The sequence below is a fragment of the Prevotella sp. KH2C16 genome (assembly GCF_900113305.1).
Classification (GTDB): domain Bacteria; phylum Bacteroidota; class Bacteroidia; order Bacteroidales; family Bacteroidaceae; genus Prevotella.
Genome location: NZ_FOOW01000005.1, coordinates 69,102 through 86,400 on the forward strand (window position 1 = coordinate 69,102; position 17,299 = coordinate 86,400).

Here is a 17,299-nt window from a genome sequence, read left to right on the forward strand (position 1 = left end):
TTTTTGATATTTTTTATAACTTTGCAACAGAAAGAATAAAATAGTTGCTATGGCTAAAGTTACAGCTTACCGCCAGGAGCTTAAGGGGCGGATATTAAAAGAGTCCATCAAGGAGTTTAAGAAGAATGGTATCAAACAAGTCAAAATGGATGATATTGCAAATAATCTTTCCATTTCAAAGCGCACCTTATATGAGATCTATCCAAACAAGGAGGAGCTTTTGTTGGAAGGACTGAGGGCAGAACACGAAGAGAGAAACTTGGAGTTTATGAGATTCATGGCCATGGGAAATCGTAGTGTTATTGATGTTTTCGTTCAGTTTTTCAAGATGGAAATGCGCAGTTTTGCCACGGTAAGTCCACTATATTTCTCGGATATACACAAGTTTCCGAATGCAGTTTCCTATCTTTCCGAGCTACATGAGGAGAGCCAATCCAAGAGTAAAGAGTTCCTGCAGAAAGGAGTAGAGGAGGGGTTCTTTAGGGAAGATGTCAATTTCGAAATTGTTTCTCGCATGGGGCAGGCGACTATGCAGCATGTAATGCAGATTCAATTATACAAGCAATACTCATTGCAGCATATATTCCGCAATGTGATTCTGCTCCTGATCAGGGGTATTTGTACTCAAAGGGGGGTAAAAGTTGTGGATGAGATGTTGGAGAAGTTATAGTCTGTCAACGATTTTGACCCCCTTGACAGTTCTGATTTTTTTGATAAGATTCTCAAGACGGGATGTGTCATCAATCATGACGACCAGATTTCCGCTGAAGAGCCCGTCGTGAGAGTCGATGTTTATCGAGCGCATTACGATTTTTTCTTCTTTTGAGATAATATTTGTAATGTTGCTCACAATTCCTATATCGTCATTGCCGACAATGCGGAGTGTGATTGTATATTGCGATGTTCCCTTGCCGGACCACTTGGCCTTTACGATACGATAGCCGAAACGCTTGCGTAGTTCCAGAGCGTTGGGGCAGTCCGCCCTATGGATCTTAATGCCCCCATTGACGGTAACAAACCCGAATACTGGATCTCCAAAGATGGGGTGGCAACATTTCGCAAGGGAATAATCAATTCCTTTCAGGTTGCGGTCAATGACTAAGACATCGTCTTCTCCTTTACCGGTATCTCCCTCGTGTCCTTCAAGGCTAAAATTCTCTGCTGACAAAGAAGTTTTCGTAGAGCTGGAATTCTGATCATGTTCTTTTGTCTCAATATATTTTTCGACAATCTGATTAGGGTCAAGTTTGCCTTCTGCAACTTGCTTGTAAAATTCAGACATCTCCTTGAACCCAATCTTTTTGATCATGTGATTCATCACGCTTTCCTCCATTTCAAGCTTCTTGTTCTTGAAACGGCGCTCCAACATCTCTTTGGCAAGTAGCCCTTCCTTCGCCTGGGTCTCCTTTAGCGACAATCGGATTTTCGACTTTGCCTTTGAGGTCTTCACAATGTTAAGCCAGTTGCTATTTGGCTTTTGATTGTTTTGCGTCAGTATCTCTACCGTATCACCCGAATGGAGAATATCCCGAATGGAGGCATTCTTGCCGTTTACCTTTCCTCCTACACATGTACTTCCAACCTTTGTATGAATGTGATAAGCAAAATCCAGCACCGTTGCCCCTTTGGGAAACTTGAACAAATCGCCCTTTGGGGTAAACACATAGACTTCGTCTTCATATAAATCCATTTTAAATTGGTCCATCACCTGCAGGTTATCTCCAGCTTCGAGGGCAGATCGGATGCTTGCCAGCCAGTCATCCATGGAGCCTTCACTTTTGACTCCCTTGTATCTCCAATGAGCTGCAAGGCCGTGTTCGGCAATCTCATCCATTCTTTCCGTACGAATTTGCACTTCCACCCATTTGCTCTCCGGTCCCAGCACCGTGATGTGCAGGCTTTCATAGCCGTTAGATTTTGGCACGCTGAGCCAGTCTCTAAGCCGCTTAGGGTTGGGCTGATACATATCGGTAATGATGGAGTAGGCTTGCCAACACTGCATCTTCTCTTTTTCCAACGGGCTGTCGATGATGATGCGAATGGCAAAAAGGTCGTAAATGCCTTCAAAACCGCAATGCTGCTTTTTCATTTTCTGCCATATGGAATGTATGCTCTTTGTCCGGCCTTTCATGTGGAACCTCAGGCCGGCAGCCGTGAGCTTCTCGCTAATAGGCTTGATGAACCTTTCTATATAGGCATCGCGACTTCTCTTGGTAGCATTGAGCTTTTCCTTTATCATGTAGTAGGCATCATGCTCCAAGTATTTCAGAGAAAGGTCTTCAAGCTCTGACTTCAGTTGGTAGAGTCCGAGTTTGTGGGCAAGGGGGGCATAGAGATAGCTGGCCTCTTCGCTTACTTGTTTTTTAGCTTCGAGCTCGTCAGTATCGCGAATCTGGCGCATCAAGTTGACCCGGTCGGCAATCATGATCAGGATTACACGCATATCTTCGGCGAAGGAGAGGAGGAGATTGCGGAAATTCTCGCTCTCTATGACGGGATTTTTCTTGTATAATTCATGAAGGCGTATAAGACCATGGATGATATGTGCAACACTCTCGCCAAAGTCTTGTCTTGTTTTCTCAATGGTGGTGAAGCCATTGATGACCGTGCAATAGAGTAGGATAGAGACCACCCCATCCCTTTTCAGTCCTATGTCGTTAACGGCAAGCTCGGCAGTCTGTAATGCAGTAAGTATGGGATTCAACCCAAAGACATCCCGTTGGATTTGATTCTGACGGATAGCAGCGGTGAGCAGTTTTTCAATTTTCTGCCCATCATCCATCTTCAGGGTGTCTCCGATAGACAGTTTGAGCCGCTTGAGGATGGCTATGGTCTGTTGCCTTTCAGCAAGAGTGAATTCAAATTTCTCGCCCATATGTATATTGATATTACAAAGATACAAAAAATGATTGAAAGTTTTCCCTTTTTCAGAAAAAGTAACTATATTTGTGGGTGATATTACGGGAAATAAATAAAATCTAAATAATTATGTTTACAAATAACGATATCAAGCAGATTGAGGCTCGCGGCAGTAGCGTCGGGCAGGTTGAGCATCAGTTACAACAGATCAGGGCAGGCTTTCCTTTCTTGGTCCTTGAATCAGCGGCTTCCGAAGAGCATGGGATCTTGCAGCCAGACCCGGAAGAGCGTGAGCACTACATAGATAGTTGGAACGAATATAAGGCGCAAGGTCATAAGATTGTCAAGTTTGTCCCTGCGTCTGGCGCGGCCAGTCGTATGTTCAAAGACTTGTTTGCCTTCCTGACAGCAGACTACGATGTCCCGACCACAGACTTCGAGAAACAATTCTTCGCGCATATAGAATGTTTCGCCTTTGCGGAAGATCTGAATGGCAAATGTAAGGAAAAAGAGGGTAGGGGGATTAAGGAACTTGTTGAGACGGACAATTACAAGGCGGTCGTGGCCAACTTGCTTGAGCCTCAAGGGCTGAATTATGGCAATCTCCCCAAGGGGCTCTTGCTGTTCCATAATTATGAGGATGGCCCCCGCACCCCAATGGAAGAACATCTGATAGAAGCTGCCCTGTATGCAAACAGTAATGGCGAGGCCGATGTTCATTTCACGGTAAGCCATGACCACCTTGAGCTCTTTAAGCAAAAAGTGGCAGAAAAGAAGGCAAAATATGAAAGGCAGTTCGGCATAACCTATAATATCAGTTTCTCAGAGCAGAAGCCAAGCACCGACACGATAGCTGCAAATCCTGACGGAAGTCCGTTCCGCAACGAGGATGGCACATTGCTTTTCCGTCCAGGAGGCCATGGGGCGCTGATAGAGAACCTCAATGACATTGACGGCGATGTGGTCTTTATCAAGAATATAGATAATGTGGTGCCTGACAGACTAAAGGGAGACACTACCTTATATAAGAATATCCTTGCAGGAATTCTTGTAACATTGCAGCAGAAGGCCTTTGGATATCTCGAATTATTAGACAGCGGTGGATACAGCCATGAACAGATAGAGGAGATTATTCGCTTTGTCCAGCGTGATTTGTATTGCCGCCGACCGGACATCAAGAACCTGGAGGATGCGGAACTTGTAAATTACCTGCATGACAAATTGAACCGGCCGATGCGTGTATGCGGCGTTGTAAAGAATCAGGGAGAGGCAGGCGGCGGCCCGTTCCTCGTTAGGAATGCTGACGGGTCGGTGTCATTGCAGATATTGGAGAGTTCCCAGATTGATAAGAATAATCCGGGCTATGTGAGAATGTTTACGGAAGGAACACACTTTAATCCCGTAGATCTCGTTTGCGCTACAAAGAATTACAAAGGCGGGAAGTTTGACCTGCTAAAGTATGTAGATTCCAAGACAGGCTTCGTCAGCAGCAAGAGTAAAAATGGCAAAGAACTCCTGGCCCTGGAATTGCCGGGATTATGGAATGGGGCGATGAGCGATTGGAATACCATATTCGTAGAGGTTCCGTTGATTACATTCAATCCCGTGAAGACGGTTAATGATTTGTTGAGGGAAGAGCATCAGTAGACATGAACGCTATAAAGAAAATTGTACTTACCGGTGGACCATGTGCCGGTAAGACAACGGCCTTGGTGAAGGTAATAGAACATTTCTCCTCCCTGGGATTCAAGGTGTTCACCATTCCGGAGGTTCCAACCCTTTTTACGCAGGCTGGCATGGACTATCTGACGGATAATAAGGCTTTCTTCTATGAAGGAGAGAAGTCTACCTTGGAAATTCAACTGGCTCTTGAGGATAAGTTTACGCAAATGGCAGAGCAATGCAGCCAGCCCTCTATCATCATCTGTGATCGAGGGGCTCTGGACATCTCTGCATATATGGATCAGGCTACATGGAACAAAATAACTTCAGAGGTCGGAACTTCGACCATGGAATTGCGGGATCATCGATATGATGCCGTAATTCACATGGTGAGTGCTGCTGATGGGGCAGAGAAATTCTATACGACGGCGACCAATGCGCAGCGCCTGGAAAAGGCCGACAACGAGGGGCTTGCCGTGGCCAGGCATCTGGACAAGCGTGTCATGGAGGCCTGGGCCGGCCATTCTCATCTTCGCGTCATCAATAATCATGAGAATTTTGAAAACAAGATAAACCGTGTGCTCAAGGAAATTTCATCGGTTCTCGGCCTGCCGCAGCCCATTACCGAAGAACGAAAGTATAGGGTAGAGGTTACCGGAGAGATTCCAGACTCCGTCAAGAGTGAGATAATTCAGACTTACCTCACGGCAGAGCCTGGTGCGGAGGTGCGCCTTCGTAAACGCATCTGGGAAGGTAAGCGTGTCAATGTGCATACGACTATTAAGCGGCTTCCTAATCATGAGCAGGTGGAAGTGGAGCGCCAAGTGAGCAATAACCTTTACGATTCATTGCTTCAGCAGGCCGACCCTTATCGCCGGACAATAGAGAAGACCCGCCGAAGCTTTATTTGGAAGGGGCAATATTTTGAGCTCGATTCATATCATAGCTTTAATGATGGGATGCAAATACTTGAAACAAAGGGAGTTGCGTCTGATGAAAAGGTTAACTTTCCACCGTTCATAAGAGTTGTTGAAGATATAACAGGGCGTAACGAATACTACAATTATAATCTGGCATTACGGAATCAATAGACGAAGCCAAACGCATCTCTTTATTGTGGAAAGGGGAAGGAGGGAAATCTTTGATTGCCTAGTGCGCGACAAAATCGCCGATTTTGTGCGACGAATTCGCCGATTTTGTCATTCAATCTCGCCGATTTTGTCAGGCTGTTAGCCGTTTATCTTAGAATAAGAGATGGCTGGTTTATAAAATAACAGGAGGCATGCCTATTGACATACCTCCTGTTTATCATAATTTAAGATCATTTCTGTCTACCAGAAACGCTTATCCTGTGCATCGTAATGATATCCAGCCTTAGCCAGTCTTTGCTCTAATTCCATTCTGTCTTGGCTAAAGGCGAAGCAAATCTGATCCAGGTTATCAAACTCGTTGTCCCTCAGCAAGAAATTTATAGCTGATACCAGCATCGGCAAATCATTTGGTAATCTATCCATATTATCCTTCTTTTTAGATTGACGGGTGCAAATTTAGCAAGCATTTTCTTATCATTCAAATTAGTAATACTAATTTCCCGAAAACAATCACATTTCTTGATGTTAGACAATTATATGCCATTTCTGATTGAGTTATCTAATAACCTCTGGGTAAAAAACGGTATTATTTAAACATAATACATATTATGATAAATAAAAGAACATAAAGCCAATAAACCATCCCCATTCAATAGGAATTGGATTGGGGACAGACTAAACATGGTATCTATATTTCTTGGTAGCTCGTTGTGGAGTTACGGTTCCCGGCGAGATATGGAATCCGGTACCTCGGGACATGCCACGATACTCATTCCACCGACCTTGAATCCGTTGCACATAATCATATGTCTCGGCTCCTCGCATGTAACCATACTTAACTACTGGGTCGTTATAGAATTTGGAATCACTTAGCCTTAATATAAATTCGCTGACATCAGGCCATCGATATTGGTCTTTTCCATGTTTCTTGGCTAATGCCATTGCATCACGAACATGACTATAACCGCCATTGTAACTTGCAAGTACGAATGAAATTCGTTCCACCCTGCTTGGAACATCTTGAAATTTCGCATCGAGCTGACTAATATATCGTGCAGCAGCAGCTATGTTTGGTTCGGGTTCATACAACTGGTCGTGAGGCAGTCCGAGTCGCTCTGCCGTAGAAGGCATAATCTGCATGAGTCCGCAGGCACCTGCCCATGAATGCGCTTTAGGGTCAAAAGTGCTTTCCTGATAGCATTGGGCGGCTAATAAGCGCCAGTCCCAGCGGGCAATCGGAGCATATTTTTGAAAGAGGTGGTCGTAATTTGAGATAACTCCTTTGCCCTTATCGAGCATTGGAGAATATACATGCCTTGTGATACTTGCAGTTGACAGCATCCAATTTTCCTGTTTCTTAACTTGAGCAACCATGCTTGGCTTAAACCAGTTATTCAAGGTGTCTGCGAGCTCTTTATTCGTTCTTTCCACAGCCCAGGAAGTGCCTTTTTCCTTGTCTACTACGCCGGCATAAAGAAGTCTGCCTTTTTTATTCATTGGCAATGCGCAGGCTATAATATCTCCTTCACCCCGATTGAGTCTTTGTAGCAGTTCGGTTGTGTCTCTACAAACCTCAACCCGTAGCGCAACTCCTATCGTTTGTGTAAACTTCTCACACAGCAGGTATTGTGTTCCCATGCCATGTCCATGGTAATCATAATAATTTTCCGGTCCCGTAAGGGTCAGCATAATAAGCTCCCCATTATTAATAATGTCGCTTAGGGCCATACCGGTAGAACTGGTATCTATACTTTCCTCTATTCTTTGCTCCATTGGAGTGCCCCATGGAGTCAACTGCTCTGACCGTTTTTCCTTGCATCCGATACAGCAACAGAAAATTGTAATGAGAGTGAATATAAATCCAATTCTGTACATAATTGGTACAAAAGTACAACAATATTTGCTAAATTGGGCGGAAAATAGTAAATTTGCCTGTGAAATTGAGATTAATTAAGTTATTAAGATAAGAAAGTTTTAGATAAAATATATAGAGAGAAATGTTGAGAATTGCAGTACAGTCAAAGGGTCGTCTTTTTGATGATACGATGAATTTACTTTCGGAAGCGGATATCAGGATACCATCAAGCAAGCGCACATTACTTGTTGAAAGTAGTAATTTTCCCCTTGAGGTTCTTTTCCTTCGTGATGATGACATTCCTCAAAGCGTTGCAAATGGCGTTGCGGATATTGGCATTGTCGGCGAGAATGAGTTTCGTGAGCGTCAGGAGGATGCAGAAGTCATAGAGAAGTTGGGGTTTTCCAAATGTCGGTTGAGCCTTGCTATTCCGAAGACAGAGAAGTATAACGGCATTGAATACTTCGAAGGCAAAAAGATCGCGACCTCCTACCCTACCATTTTGAGAAACTTCCTGGCGAACAAAGGGGTAAATGCAGATATACATGTAATAACAGGAAGCGTAGAGATAAGTCCTGGAATAGGATTGGCCGATGCGATTTTTGATATTGTTTCTTCGGGTTCTACCCTGACGCATAACAACTTGAAAGAAGTCGAAATCGTCATGAAAAGTGAAGCTATTCTCATTGCCAATAAGCAAATGGAAGCTGCCAAAAAGACAATTCTCAAGGAAATGTTGTTCCGTTTTTCGGCTGTTCGCTCTGCGCAAGACAAGAAATATGTCATGATGAATGCCCCGAAGGATAAGGTAAAGGAAATTACCGAGGTGCTTCCTGGTATCAAAAGTCCCACGATTATTCCCTTGGCTGATGCGGATTGGTGTTCCATTCATACCGTATTGGACGAAAAGAGGTTCTGGGAAATCATCGGAAAGCTTAAGGAATTGGGGGCTCAGGGTATTCTTGTCTCCCCTATTGAAAAAATGATATTATAATAATTATATGAAGAAATATATCTATCCAACTAAGGATGAGTGGGCAGAAATTGTTAAGCGTCCCCATTTAGACTTTTCAAAACTTAATGAAACGGTTAGCAAAATCCTGTTGGATGTAAAGCTGCATGGCGATGCTGCAGTAAGAAAGTATAGTCAGAAATTCGACCAGGTAGAACTGGAAACACTAAAAGTGTCAGCAAAAGAATTACAAGAGGCAGACTCATTGGTCTCTTCTGACTTAAAAGATGCTATACAGCAGGCTTTTGGTAATATAGTGCGCTTCCATGAGAAACAAGTCTTTAAGGGTGAGAAGATAGAGACGGCTCAAGGAGTCGTATGCTGGCAGGAGAGTATCCCTATTGATAAAGTCGGACTTTATATTCCAGGGGGAACTGCTCCCCTATTCTCCACGGTGCTCATGTTGGCAGCCCCTGCTCGAATAGCAGGGTGTAAGAAAATCGTTCTATGTACTCCGCCAGACAACGAAGGAAAAATCAATCCTGCAATTCTGGTGGCTGCAAAGGTGTCCGGTGTGGATGAAATTTATAAGGTTGGGGGCGTTCAGGCTATTGGAGCGATGGCTTATGGGACGGAAAGTATTCCTCAAGTGTACAAACTGTTTGGGCCGGGAAACCAGTATGTTATGACAGCAAAGCAGCAGGTGCAAACCCAAGGTGTTGCCATAGATATGCCGGCGGGGCCTTCCGAGGTGTGTGTCATTGCGGATGAGGATAGTAATCCAATGTATGTGGCTGCGGATCTTCTCTCGCAGGCAGAGCATGGAAGCGACTCCCAGGCCGTTCTTATCACGACCTCTGAAGCAACCCTCATAGCTGTAGAGGAAGAGGTGAATAATCAACTAAGTGTGCTTCCGCGTAAAGAAATCGCCGAGAAATCATTGGAAAACAGCAAGCTAATTCTCGTACATGACTGGATGGAGGCTATTGCATTCAGCAATGCCTATGCTCCCGAACATTTAATACTTGCCGTTAGTAATTATGAAGAAATGGCCCAACATGTTATCAATGCCGGCTCTGTTTTCCTTGGTAAGTATTCATGCGAAAGTGCAGGAGATTATGCCTCGGGCACTAACCACACCCTGCCTACACATGGCTATGCAGTTGCCTATAGCGGGGTCAATCTCGATTCCTTCTGCCGCAAGATAACCTTCCAGCATCTTTCAGAAGAAGGGATACATTCCATAGGGAAATCTGTTGTGGTAATGGCAGAAAACGAACATTTGGAAGCACATGCGAATGCTATGCGTGTGCGGATGAATAATATGAAAAACGATTAATGGATGAAACCACTCAAGGATTTAGTACGGCTCAATATTTGGGACTTGGCTCCCTATAGCAGTGCGCGAAACGAATATTCCGGACATGTAGCCCATGTGTTTCTTGACGCAAACGAGAATCCATACAATTCCCCCTTTAATCGCTATCCGGATCCTCTGCAACTGGAGGTAAAGGCCTTGCTCAGCAAAATAAAGGGGGTTCCCGTAGAGAATATATTTCTGGGTAATGGTTCCGATGAAGCGATAGACCTGGCATATCGTGTATTTTGTAGTCCCGATCAGGACAATGCTGTTGCCATTGAGCCGACATACGGGATGTATAAGGTCTGTGCTGATATAAATGATGTAGAATACAGGCCGGTTCTCCTTGATGCAGACTACCAAATTACCGCGGAAAAATTATTGTCTGCATGTGATGAGAAAACAAAGCTGATCTGGATATGCTCTCCAAATAATCCTACCGCTAACAATATCAATCGCGAGGAGATCGTAGAGATATTACGAGGATTTCAGGGGATTGTTGTCGTAGATGAGGCATACAGCGACTTCTCCAGGCAGCAGACCTTTCGCTCCGAATTGGGGAAGTATGCCAATCTCATTGTCCTGAACACAATGAGCAAAGCTTGGGGAGCTGCGGCAATTCGTCTGGGGATGGCATTTGCGTCAAAGGATATCATCGACTTATTTAATAAGGTGAAGTATCCCTATAATGTGAATTTGCTTACCCAGAAACAGGCTATCGAAGCTTTGCGAGATCCCTATCAAGTACAGGATTGGGTGAAGGCGATATTAAATGAACGAACCCGGTTGGTATGTGCCTTTCGTGATTTACCCTGCGTGATGAAAGTCTATCCTACTGACGCGAATTTCTTCTTGGCTAAGATGACCGATGCGCAAGGCATTTATGACTATTTAGTAAGGATGGGAATTGTCGTACGAAATCGTACGCGTGTCAGCTTGTGCGGCAATTGCCTGCGGATAACCGTGGGTACAAAAAGCGAGAACAATGAATTGCTCTCTGCATTGAGGTCAATGTAAGGAACCGTAGATATTAAGATAAGAAACCATTTATATGAGATAAAACACGGGCGATGAAAGTTGTTACTTTTCATCGCCCTGTCATTGATTCTCTCTCTTCCTCTAAACTAACTATTGCGAAGATAGAACGATTTTCCAGATTTTGTTTCTGTTTTAAGGGAAAATGTTTCCAACGGCCAATATTCTTGATTTAAATCAAAAAGATTGTGTTCGATAACAATGTATGCTGCATGGATTTAGCAGAAAAAAATAATAGAAAAAGCATGAAGTTTCATTATTAATTACTACATTTGCAATGTACATCTAACAAAATGATTGATAGGAAGCTTAAATATATATAAAACTAAAAGTCTATGACATTATTAATGGTAATTGAATTGCTGGTAGTATTACTGGCTCTTTGGGTAGGTGCCCGCTATGGCTCGCTGGCACTTGGAGCAATTTCCGGTATTGGCTTAGCCATTCTTGTTTTCGGTTTTCAGTTGGAGCCCAGCACACCTCCAACGGATGTTATCTACATCATCATTGCCGCCGTAACTTGTGCCGGCATGCTTCAGGCTTCGGGAGGAATGGACTGGATGATTCAGGTAGCGGAGAGGTTGCTGCGCAAACATCCCGATCGCATTACGCTGTTGGCTCCGTTCACAACATTCGTTCTCACGATTTTAGTGGGTACTGGGCATGTGGTCTACACTCTGATGCCCATTATCTGTGATATTGCCTTGAAGAAGGGCATTCGCCCGGAGCGTCCTTGCGGCATCGCAAGTATAGCCTCGCAGATTGGTATTACCTGTTCCCCTATTGCCGCTGCTGTTGTGGCATTTGCGACTATTTCCGCGGAGAACGGGTACAATGTCAGTAATCTACAGGTGATTCTGGTTACGATTCCAGCTTGTGTCATCGGTATTCTTGCGGCCGTAGCTTATAGTTGGAACCGTGGACTCGATCTGGATAAGGACCCTAAGTTCCAGGCTCGTTTGAAAGATCCCGTGCAGTATAACTACATCTATGGCAGCAGTGCCACGACCCTGGACAAGGAGATTGCCCCGGAAAGTAAGCGTGCCGTTTACATTTTTCTCGCAGCCTTGGCACTTATCGTCGTATTCTCTGTCTTTACGATGGCTGGCCACAACATCCTCCCCGCGTGGAATGAGGTTGCTGTTGTCAAAGGAGGCCCGGCAGAGATAACCCTGGCCAATGGCGTTACGGAGTCTGCCAAGCAGCTGGCTAAGGCCAGTGTGGTTCTTGCCGGTGTAACAGAAACGGTTCCTAAACATCTCACCATGAACCTTGTTATCCAGATCGTAATGATTTCAGCCGCCGCGTTGATGATTATCTTCTGCAAGGCCAAGCCCAAGAAGGCCATTGCCGGCGCTGTATGGCAAAGCGGCATGGTTGCTGTGGTTGCCATCTATGGCATCGCCTGGATGGCCAATACCTATTTTGACAATTATAAACCTGAAATGCAAGCTATGCTGACCGACCTCGTCAAAGCCTATCCATGGGCCATGGCATTCGCTTTCTTCATGGTTTCCGTGCTTATTAATTCCCAGGGAGCGGTCGTAGTGAGCATGTTGCCGCTGGCCTATTCACTCGGAATCGACGGCTGGATATTGCTCGGCATCATGCCTTCGGTCTACGGCTATTTCTTCATCCCGAACTATCCGTCAGATATTGCGACCGTAAACTTCGACCGTTCCGGTACTACGGTGATAGGCAAATACCTGCTTAACCATTCGTTCATGATTCCCGGGATGATTCATGTCGTTATCGCAACCATCTGCGGATACGGCATAGCGTTCTTCTTCCATTCCATTGGGTGGATTTAGACAGTATAAGATGTAAAGATTGTCCCGGTTGATTTCTTCGACCGGGATAGTTTGTTTATAGATGGTTGCCGACAGACCGATTTGTGGGCAGCGGCTGTTTGGCTGACAAAATCGGCGATTTTGTCGGACGATTTCGGCGATTTTGTCGCATAATCTCGGCGAGATTGTTTTATTGCTGACAAAAGAAAGGAGCATCCCAGACCAGAATGCTCCTTTATATGAGTTTTAATTTGTATCGGGCTTAGTTAAGTCCAAGACTTCTTTTGATGGCCGTAACCTTCTCCGCTCCCTCTTTGTCGCAGCGGGTATAGCAGCCGGCACAGTTCATCTTGCCCTTTACTTCTATGTAGAACTTAATCTTCGGCTCCGTGCCAGACGGCCGCACGCTGACCTTCGTATCGTCATCGCAGAACCACTGGAGCACATTGCTTGTCGCAGGCATGTCGAGTTTGGTCTTGCTCCCGTCTTCATGTGTAGCCTCGAGCGTCTGATAATCTTTCCACAAAACCACTTTGGCCCCCCCAAGCTCCTTGGGAGGATTGTTGCGGAAATCGGTCATCATCTGCTTGATCTCGTCTGCTCCGGTCTTTCCAGGACGAACCACATTGATGGTAAACTCCTTGGAGAAGCCATATTCGAGATAGATATCCATCAGCAAGTCATAGAGAGTCTTGCCCTGGTCTTTTGCATAGGCACAGATTTCAGCCAGCAAGCTCATTGCCGATACGGCATCCTTGTCGCGTACGAAGTCTTCTGCAAGGAATCCGTAGCTCTCCTCTCCCCCGCCGATATACTGCTGTTTGCCCTCGGAAATGCGAATTTCGCGGGCAATCCACTTGAAGCCGGTGTAGCAGTCGCGCATCTCAATATGATTCTTGTCCGCGATTTTCTTGATGACTTCCGTCGTAACAATCGTCTTTACGATAAAGTCTGTCGGCTTCAGCAGACCTTTGTTCTTGCGGTTGGTGATGATATAGTACAAGAACAGCAGGCAGGTCTGATTGCCGTTTATGAGCACCCATTCACCCTTATCGTTCTTGCAGGCCATGCCGACACGGTCTGCGTCCGGGTCGGAAGCCATCACGATGTCGGCGTCAAGCTCCTTCGCGTCTCGGATTGCCAGTGTCAATGCCTCGCCGTTCTCAGGGTTCGGGCTCACAACGGTCGGGAAATTGCCGTCTTTTATCATCTGCTCCTTTACGCAATGGACATTGTCAAAGCCCCAATACTTCAGGGATCGGGGAATCATGGTCATGCCGGTTCCGTGCAATGGGGTATAGACAATCTTCAAGTCATGCTGGCGCTTGATGACTTCCGGGTCTATGCTCAAGGTCTTGATATCTTCAAGATAAGGCTTGTCAATATCTTCCCCGATAATTTGGATGAGCTTCTTGTTGCCTTCAAACTTGACATCCTCTATCTTTACCTTGTTTACCTCCTCGATAATGCCGACATCGTGAGGTGCAAGAACCTGTGCACCATCCTCCCAATACGCCTTGTAGCCATTATATTCTTTCGGGTTATGGCTCGCCGTTACATTTACGCCGGCCTGGCATTTCAGCTTGCGGATGGCATAAGAGCATTCCGGCGTAGGACGCATATCCTCAAAGATATATGCCTTGATGCCGTTTGCGGAGAAGATGTCTGCGACAGTCTGGGCAAAGACATCACTATTGTTACGGCAATCGTGGCAGACCACAACGGATATCTGGTCGCGGTCGGCAAAGTTTTTCTTCAGATAATTGGCAAAGCCTTGGGTGGCCATGCCCACGATATAGATGTTCATTCGGTTGGTACCGGCTCCCATAATACCGCGCAGCCCGCCCGTTCCGAATTCCAGGTTTTTATAGAACGAATCGATAAGTTCTGACTTGTCATCATTATCCAACATGGCCTGAACTTCTTTACGAGTCTGTTCATCAAAAGATGGCGATAACCATTCTTTGGCGCGCTCTTCACACTGAGTAATAAGTTCTGAGTTATTTTCCATATTAATTAAATTGTTTGTAAGAAGAATATTATATTTGCAAAGATAATGTTTTTATTGGGATTTTATAGCTCTTTTATCCCTTTTTTTAGTAATTTTGCACATAATTACGATAAACCGGACAAGATGTATTTTACAGGCATCATAATAGCAACCATTACCTTCCTGATTATTGGATTGTTTCATCCAATTGTAATTAAGGTGGAATATTACTTTGGAACCAGACTCTGGTGGGTGTTCTTGATCTTGGGATGCCTTGCTATCTTTGCGGCCTTCTCTATTGAGAATGTACTGGTGTCAGCCCTCCATGGCGTATTCGGGGCTTCGTGCCTGTGGTCGATAGGTGAGATATTTGAACAGAAGAAGCGCTGTGAACGGGGCTGGTTTCCCAAGAATCCCAAACGCAAGAACTATTATAAGAAACCGGATGAGGTGAAACTCTGGACAGACGGGGAAAATGAAAACGAAACTGATTCTTGTCGGTAAAACCGCCAACAAGCATTTGGCGGCAGGAATAGAAGACTATGTAGGGCGTATAAATCACTATATGCCTTTTGATGTGATCACAATTACAGAATTGAAGAATACAAAGAACCTCTCGGAGAATCAGCAAAAAGAGAAGGAAGGTGAACTTATCTTGAGACGGCTTCTTCCTTCTGACACCGTAATCCTATTGGATGAGCATGGAGAGGAGTTCCGTAGTGTGGACTTTGCATCATGGCTCCAACAAAAACAACGCACAGTCCGCGAACTGGTTTTTATCATTGGCGGCCCTTATGGGTTCTCTCAGGATGTATATAATCGTGCAAACGGCAAGTTGAGCCTTTCCCTTCTGACTTTTCCTCATCAGATGGTAAGATTGATTTTGACGGAACAACTCTACCGGGCTTGCACAATTATAAAAGGGGAACCTTACCACCATGAGTAGTCTTCCGTAGGTATGGATTTTTGTCCAACGGCCGTGTCTGTTGGGAGCCCATGTCTGTTTAGGGAAATCAATTATTTAGCAAAAAAACATAGAAAAGATTTGCAGGATTGAAATAAAAGCCTTACCTTTGCACCGCATTTGAAACGATGCTTGGCAAATCGGAAACAATCCCGGGAAGGATGGGTGAGTGGCTGAAACCAGCAGTTTGCTAAACTGCCGTGCGGGTTACCGTACCGGGGGTTCGAATCCCCCTCCTTCCGCAGACTGGTAAGACGCCAAATGCACTAACGGTCGGTTCATCTAACGGTTAGGATACAAGATTCTCAATCTTGGCATACGAGTTCGATTCTCGTACCGACTACGAAAGCGTTTCTGGCAAGGAAACGCTTTTCCTTTAATATAGTTTCCGCTCTTCTTTTGATATAGATTGCAATCCTCTTTGCAATAAAAGAATTCCCCGCTCTTTTCGGGCGGGGAATAAGGCTATCCAAAATCATCATATAGAATAGAATCAGAATCAACTCCAAGGCTGTCCAAGTAATCTGTAACGGTCTTTATCAGCATTGGTGGTCCACAAAGGTAGTATTCGCAATCTTCTGGAGCTTCGTGATCCTTTAAGTAAGTATCCCGTATGCAGTTAACTGCAAATCCCGCATAATATTTAATTCCAGCTTCATCTGCCTTAGGGTCAGGACGGTCTAAAGACAAATGGAAATGAAAGTTGGGATATTCCTTTTCCAAATTCCAGAAGTCTTCAAGGAAGAAAGCCTCAACCAATGCACGGGCTCCGTAGAAAAAGTGCATCTCGCGGTCGCGAGTATGCAAAGTTTTCAGCATATGCATGATTTGGGAGCGCAATGGTGCCATGCCAGCTCCTCCACCAATCCAGATCATCTCTCTTTTTGAATCAAAATGGGGATGGAAGTCTCCGTAAGGCCCACTCATCATTACTTTATCCCCGGGCTTGAGAGAGAATATATAGGATGAGCCTATGCCTGTGGGCACATTCTGAAACCCTACTTGTGGCCGGGGAAGGAAAGGTGTTGAGGCTATGCGTACGGTAAGAGTAATGATATCGCCTTCTGCCGGATAATTGGCCATGGAGTATGCACGAACCGTCGGTGTGGAATTATGGGCTTTCAATGATAGAAGATTAAAATTCTGCCATGTACCGATGTACTCATTCCCTATCATGTCTTTATCAAAATCCCTATCATAGTCGATGCACTCATAGGCAGGTATTCTGATTTGAGCATAAGAACCGGGCACAAAGTCCATATGTTCTCCAGATGGCAAGGCGACCTTAAACTCCTTGATAAAGCTTGAAACATTCCTGTTGGAGATAACGGTACACTCCCATTCCTTGACCCCAAGAATAGATTCCGGAACCTTTATTGACAAATCACCTTTTACTTTGCATTGGCATCCCAAACGCCAATGTTCCTTAATTTGTTTACGGCTGAAGTGAGGACGCTCTGAGTCTAATATTTCCCCACCACCTTCAAGGATTTGTACTTTGCATTGACCACAGCTGGCCTTACCCCCACAAGCTGAAGACAGGTAGATGCCATTTTCGTTTAAGGTCGACATTAGGCTATTACCTTGCTCTACACTAATAGTTCTGTCGTCATTAATCTTAATGTTCACATTCCCACTCGGGCTCAGATATTTCTTAGCTATGAGCAGGATGACCACCAGAAGCAAGATGGTAACCAGGAATACAACAATACTATTTAGAATAAATTGTTCCATAATCGTA

Annotated in this window: 14 protein-coding genes and 2 tRNA genes; 11 read left to right on the forward strand and 5 right to left on the reverse strand. The window is 44.9% G+C overall.

Annotated features, from left to right (window positions below; all coding sequences use genetic code 11):
- Positions 1-49 precede the first annotated feature (49 nt).
- Positions 50-670, forward strand: a complete 621-nt coding sequence (locus BM114_RS05040) for a TetR/AcrR family transcriptional regulator (protein ID WP_092111062.1) — start codon at positions 50-52, stop codon at positions 668-670.
- On the opposite strand, the gene BM114_RS05045 is transcribed toward BM114_RS05040, so the two are convergent.
- Positions 665-2,875: a RelA/SpoT family protein gene (locus BM114_RS05045; protein WP_092111064.1), complete on the reverse strand. Its 2,211-nt coding sequence runs from the start codon at positions 2,873-2,875 to the stop codon at positions 665-667. The two genes, BM114_RS05040 and BM114_RS05045, sit on opposite strands and share 6 nt — an antisense overlap.
- A 113-nt stretch (positions 2,876-2,988) precedes the next feature.
- Here BM114_RS05045 and BM114_RS05050 point away from each other — a divergent pair, with 113 nt between their 5' ends.
- Positions 2,989-4,506: a DUF4301 family protein gene (locus BM114_RS05050; RefSeq protein WP_092111066.1), complete on the forward strand. Its 1,518-nt coding sequence runs from the start codon at positions 2,989-2,991 to the stop codon at positions 4,504-4,506.
- Between the two features lie 2 nt (positions 4,507-4,508).
- Positions 4,509-5,612: an AAA family ATPase gene (locus BM114_RS05055; protein ID WP_092111068.1), complete on the forward strand. Its 1,104-nt coding sequence runs from the start codon at positions 4,509-4,511 to the stop codon at positions 5,610-5,612.
- Between the two features lie 240 nt (positions 5,613-5,852).
- Here the strand turns inward: BM114_RS05055 and BM114_RS05060 are convergent, their stop codons facing one another.
- A complete protein-coding gene (locus BM114_RS05060; protein ID WP_092111070.1) occupies positions 5,853-6,035 on the reverse strand; it encodes a DUF4250 domain-containing protein in 183 nt (60 codons plus the stop codon).
- Positions 6,036-6,287: 252 nt separating this feature from the next.
- Complete coding sequence (locus tag BM114_RS05065; protein WP_092111072.1) at positions 6,288-7,487, reverse strand: MltF family protein; 1,200 nt, start codon at positions 7,485-7,487, stop codon at positions 6,288-6,290.
- A gap of 122 nt (positions 7,488-7,609) precedes the next feature.
- On the opposite strand from BM114_RS05065, the gene hisG reads away from it, so the two are divergent.
- From hisG to BM114_RS05085, 4 genes are all read left to right on the forward strand, one after another.
- Positions 7,610-8,461, forward strand: coding sequence for an ATP phosphoribosyltransferase (gene hisG, locus BM114_RS05070; RefSeq protein ID WP_092111075.1), 852 nt, complete (start codon positions 7,610-7,612; stop codon positions 8,459-8,461).
- Positions 8,462-8,468: 7 nt separating this feature from the next.
- Positions 8,469-9,758 (forward strand): histidinol dehydrogenase, encoded by a 1,290-nt coding sequence (hisD, locus tag BM114_RS05075; protein WP_092111077.1) that lies wholly within the window; start codon positions 8,469-8,471, stop codon positions 9,756-9,758.
- A 3-nt stretch (positions 9,759-9,761) separates the two neighbouring features.
- On the forward strand, positions 9,762-10,796 hold the full coding sequence (gene hisC / locus BM114_RS05080) for a histidinol-phosphate transaminase (protein WP_092111079.1): 1,035 nt from the start codon (positions 9,762-9,764) through the stop codon (positions 10,794-10,796).
- A 353-nt stretch (positions 10,797-11,149) separates the two neighbouring features.
- Complete coding sequence (locus BM114_RS05085) at positions 11,150-12,625, forward strand: anaerobic C4-dicarboxylate transporter (RefSeq protein ID WP_092111081.1); 1,476 nt, start codon at positions 11,150-11,152, stop codon at positions 12,623-12,625.
- 241 nt (positions 12,626-12,866) lie between these two features.
- Here BM114_RS05085 and BM114_RS05090 read toward each other — a convergent pair whose 3' ends face one another.
- The gene (locus tag BM114_RS05090; protein ID WP_092111083.1) at positions 12,867-14,615 is read right to left on the reverse strand and encodes a phospho-sugar mutase; all 1,749 of its coding nucleotides are present in this window, start codon (positions 14,613-14,615) and stop codon (positions 12,867-12,869) included.
- A gap of 123 nt (positions 14,616-14,738) precedes the next feature.
- On the opposite strand from BM114_RS05090, the gene BM114_RS05095 reads away from it, so the two are divergent.
- From BM114_RS05095 to BM114_RS05110, 4 genes are all read left to right on the forward strand, one after another.
- A complete protein-coding gene (locus BM114_RS05095) occupies positions 14,739-15,098 on the forward strand; it encodes a DUF4491 family protein (protein ID WP_092111085.1) in 360 nt (119 codons plus the stop codon).
- A complete protein-coding gene (rlmH, locus tag BM114_RS05100) occupies positions 15,070-15,540 on the forward strand; it encodes a 23S rRNA (pseudouridine(1915)-N(3))-methyltransferase RlmH (protein WP_092111087.1) in 471 nt (156 codons plus the stop codon). The genes BM114_RS05095 and rlmH overlap by 29 nt, the downstream gene beginning before the upstream one ends.
- Positions 15,541-15,713: 173 nt before the next feature.
- Positions 15,714-15,800, forward strand: a tRNA-Ser gene (locus BM114_RS05105).
- 29 nt (positions 15,801-15,829) lie between these two features.
- Positions 15,830-15,901, forward strand: a tRNA-Glu gene (locus BM114_RS05110).
- A gap of 122 nt (positions 15,902-16,023) precedes the next feature.
- Here BM114_RS05110 and nqrF read toward each other — a convergent pair.
- A complete protein-coding gene (gene nqrF / locus BM114_RS05115) occupies positions 16,024-17,292 on the reverse strand; it encodes an NADH:ubiquinone reductase (Na(+)-transporting) subunit F (protein ID WP_092111089.1) in 1,269 nt (422 codons plus the stop codon).
- Positions 17,293-17,299 lie beyond the last annotated feature (7 nt).

Excerpts from the sequence above, each read along its gene's own strand:
- BM114_RS05090 (WP_092111083.1), bottom strand. The coding sequence starts at position 14,615 with ATGGAAAATAACTCAGAACTTATTACTCAGTGTGAAGAGCGCGCCAAA.
- BM114_RS05050 (WP_092111066.1), top strand. The coding sequence starts at position 2,989 with ATGTTTACAAATAACGATATCAAGCAGATTGAGGCTCGCGGCAGTAGC.
- BM114_RS05085 (WP_092111081.1), top strand. The coding sequence starts at position 11,150 with ATGACATTATTAATGGTAATTGAATTGCTGGTAGTATTACTGGCTCTT.
- BM114_RS05045 (WP_092111064.1), bottom strand. The coding sequence starts at position 2,875 with ATGGGCGAGAAATTTGAATTCACTCTTGCTGAAAGGCAACAGACCATA.
- BM114_RS05040 (WP_092111062.1), top strand. The coding sequence starts at position 50 with ATGGCTAAAGTTACAGCTTACCGCCAGGAGCTTAAGGGGCGGATATTA.
- rlmH (WP_092111087.1), top strand. The coding sequence starts at position 15,070 with ATGAAAACGAAACTGATTCTTGTCGGTAAAACCGCCAACAAGCATTTG.
- hisG (WP_092111075.1), top strand. The coding sequence starts at position 7,610 with ATGTTGAGAATTGCAGTACAGTCAAAGGGTCGTCTTTTTGATGATACG.
- BM114_RS05060 (WP_092111070.1), bottom strand. The coding sequence starts at position 6,035 with ATGGATAGATTACCAAATGATTTGCCGATGCTGGTATCAGCTATAAAT.
- BM114_RS05095 (WP_092111085.1), top strand. The coding sequence starts at position 14,739 with ATGTATTTTACAGGCATCATAATAGCAACCATTACCTTCCTGATTATT.
- BM114_RS05065 (WP_092111072.1), bottom strand. The coding sequence starts at position 7,487 with ATGTACAGAATTGGATTTATATTCACTCTCATTACAATTTTCTGTTGC.
- BM114_RS05055 (WP_092111068.1), top strand. The coding sequence starts at position 4,509 with ATGAACGCTATAAAGAAAATTGTACTTACCGGTGGACCATGTGCCGGT.
- nqrF (WP_092111089.1), bottom strand. The coding sequence starts at position 17,292 with ATGGAACAATTTATTCTAAATAGTATTGTTGTATTCCTGGTTACCATC.
- hisD (WP_092111077.1), top strand. The coding sequence starts at position 8,469 with ATGAAGAAATATATCTATCCAACTAAGGATGAGTGGGCAGAAATTGTT.
- hisC (WP_092111079.1), top strand. The coding sequence starts at position 9,762 with ATGAAACCACTCAAGGATTTAGTACGGCTCAATATTTGGGACTTGGCT.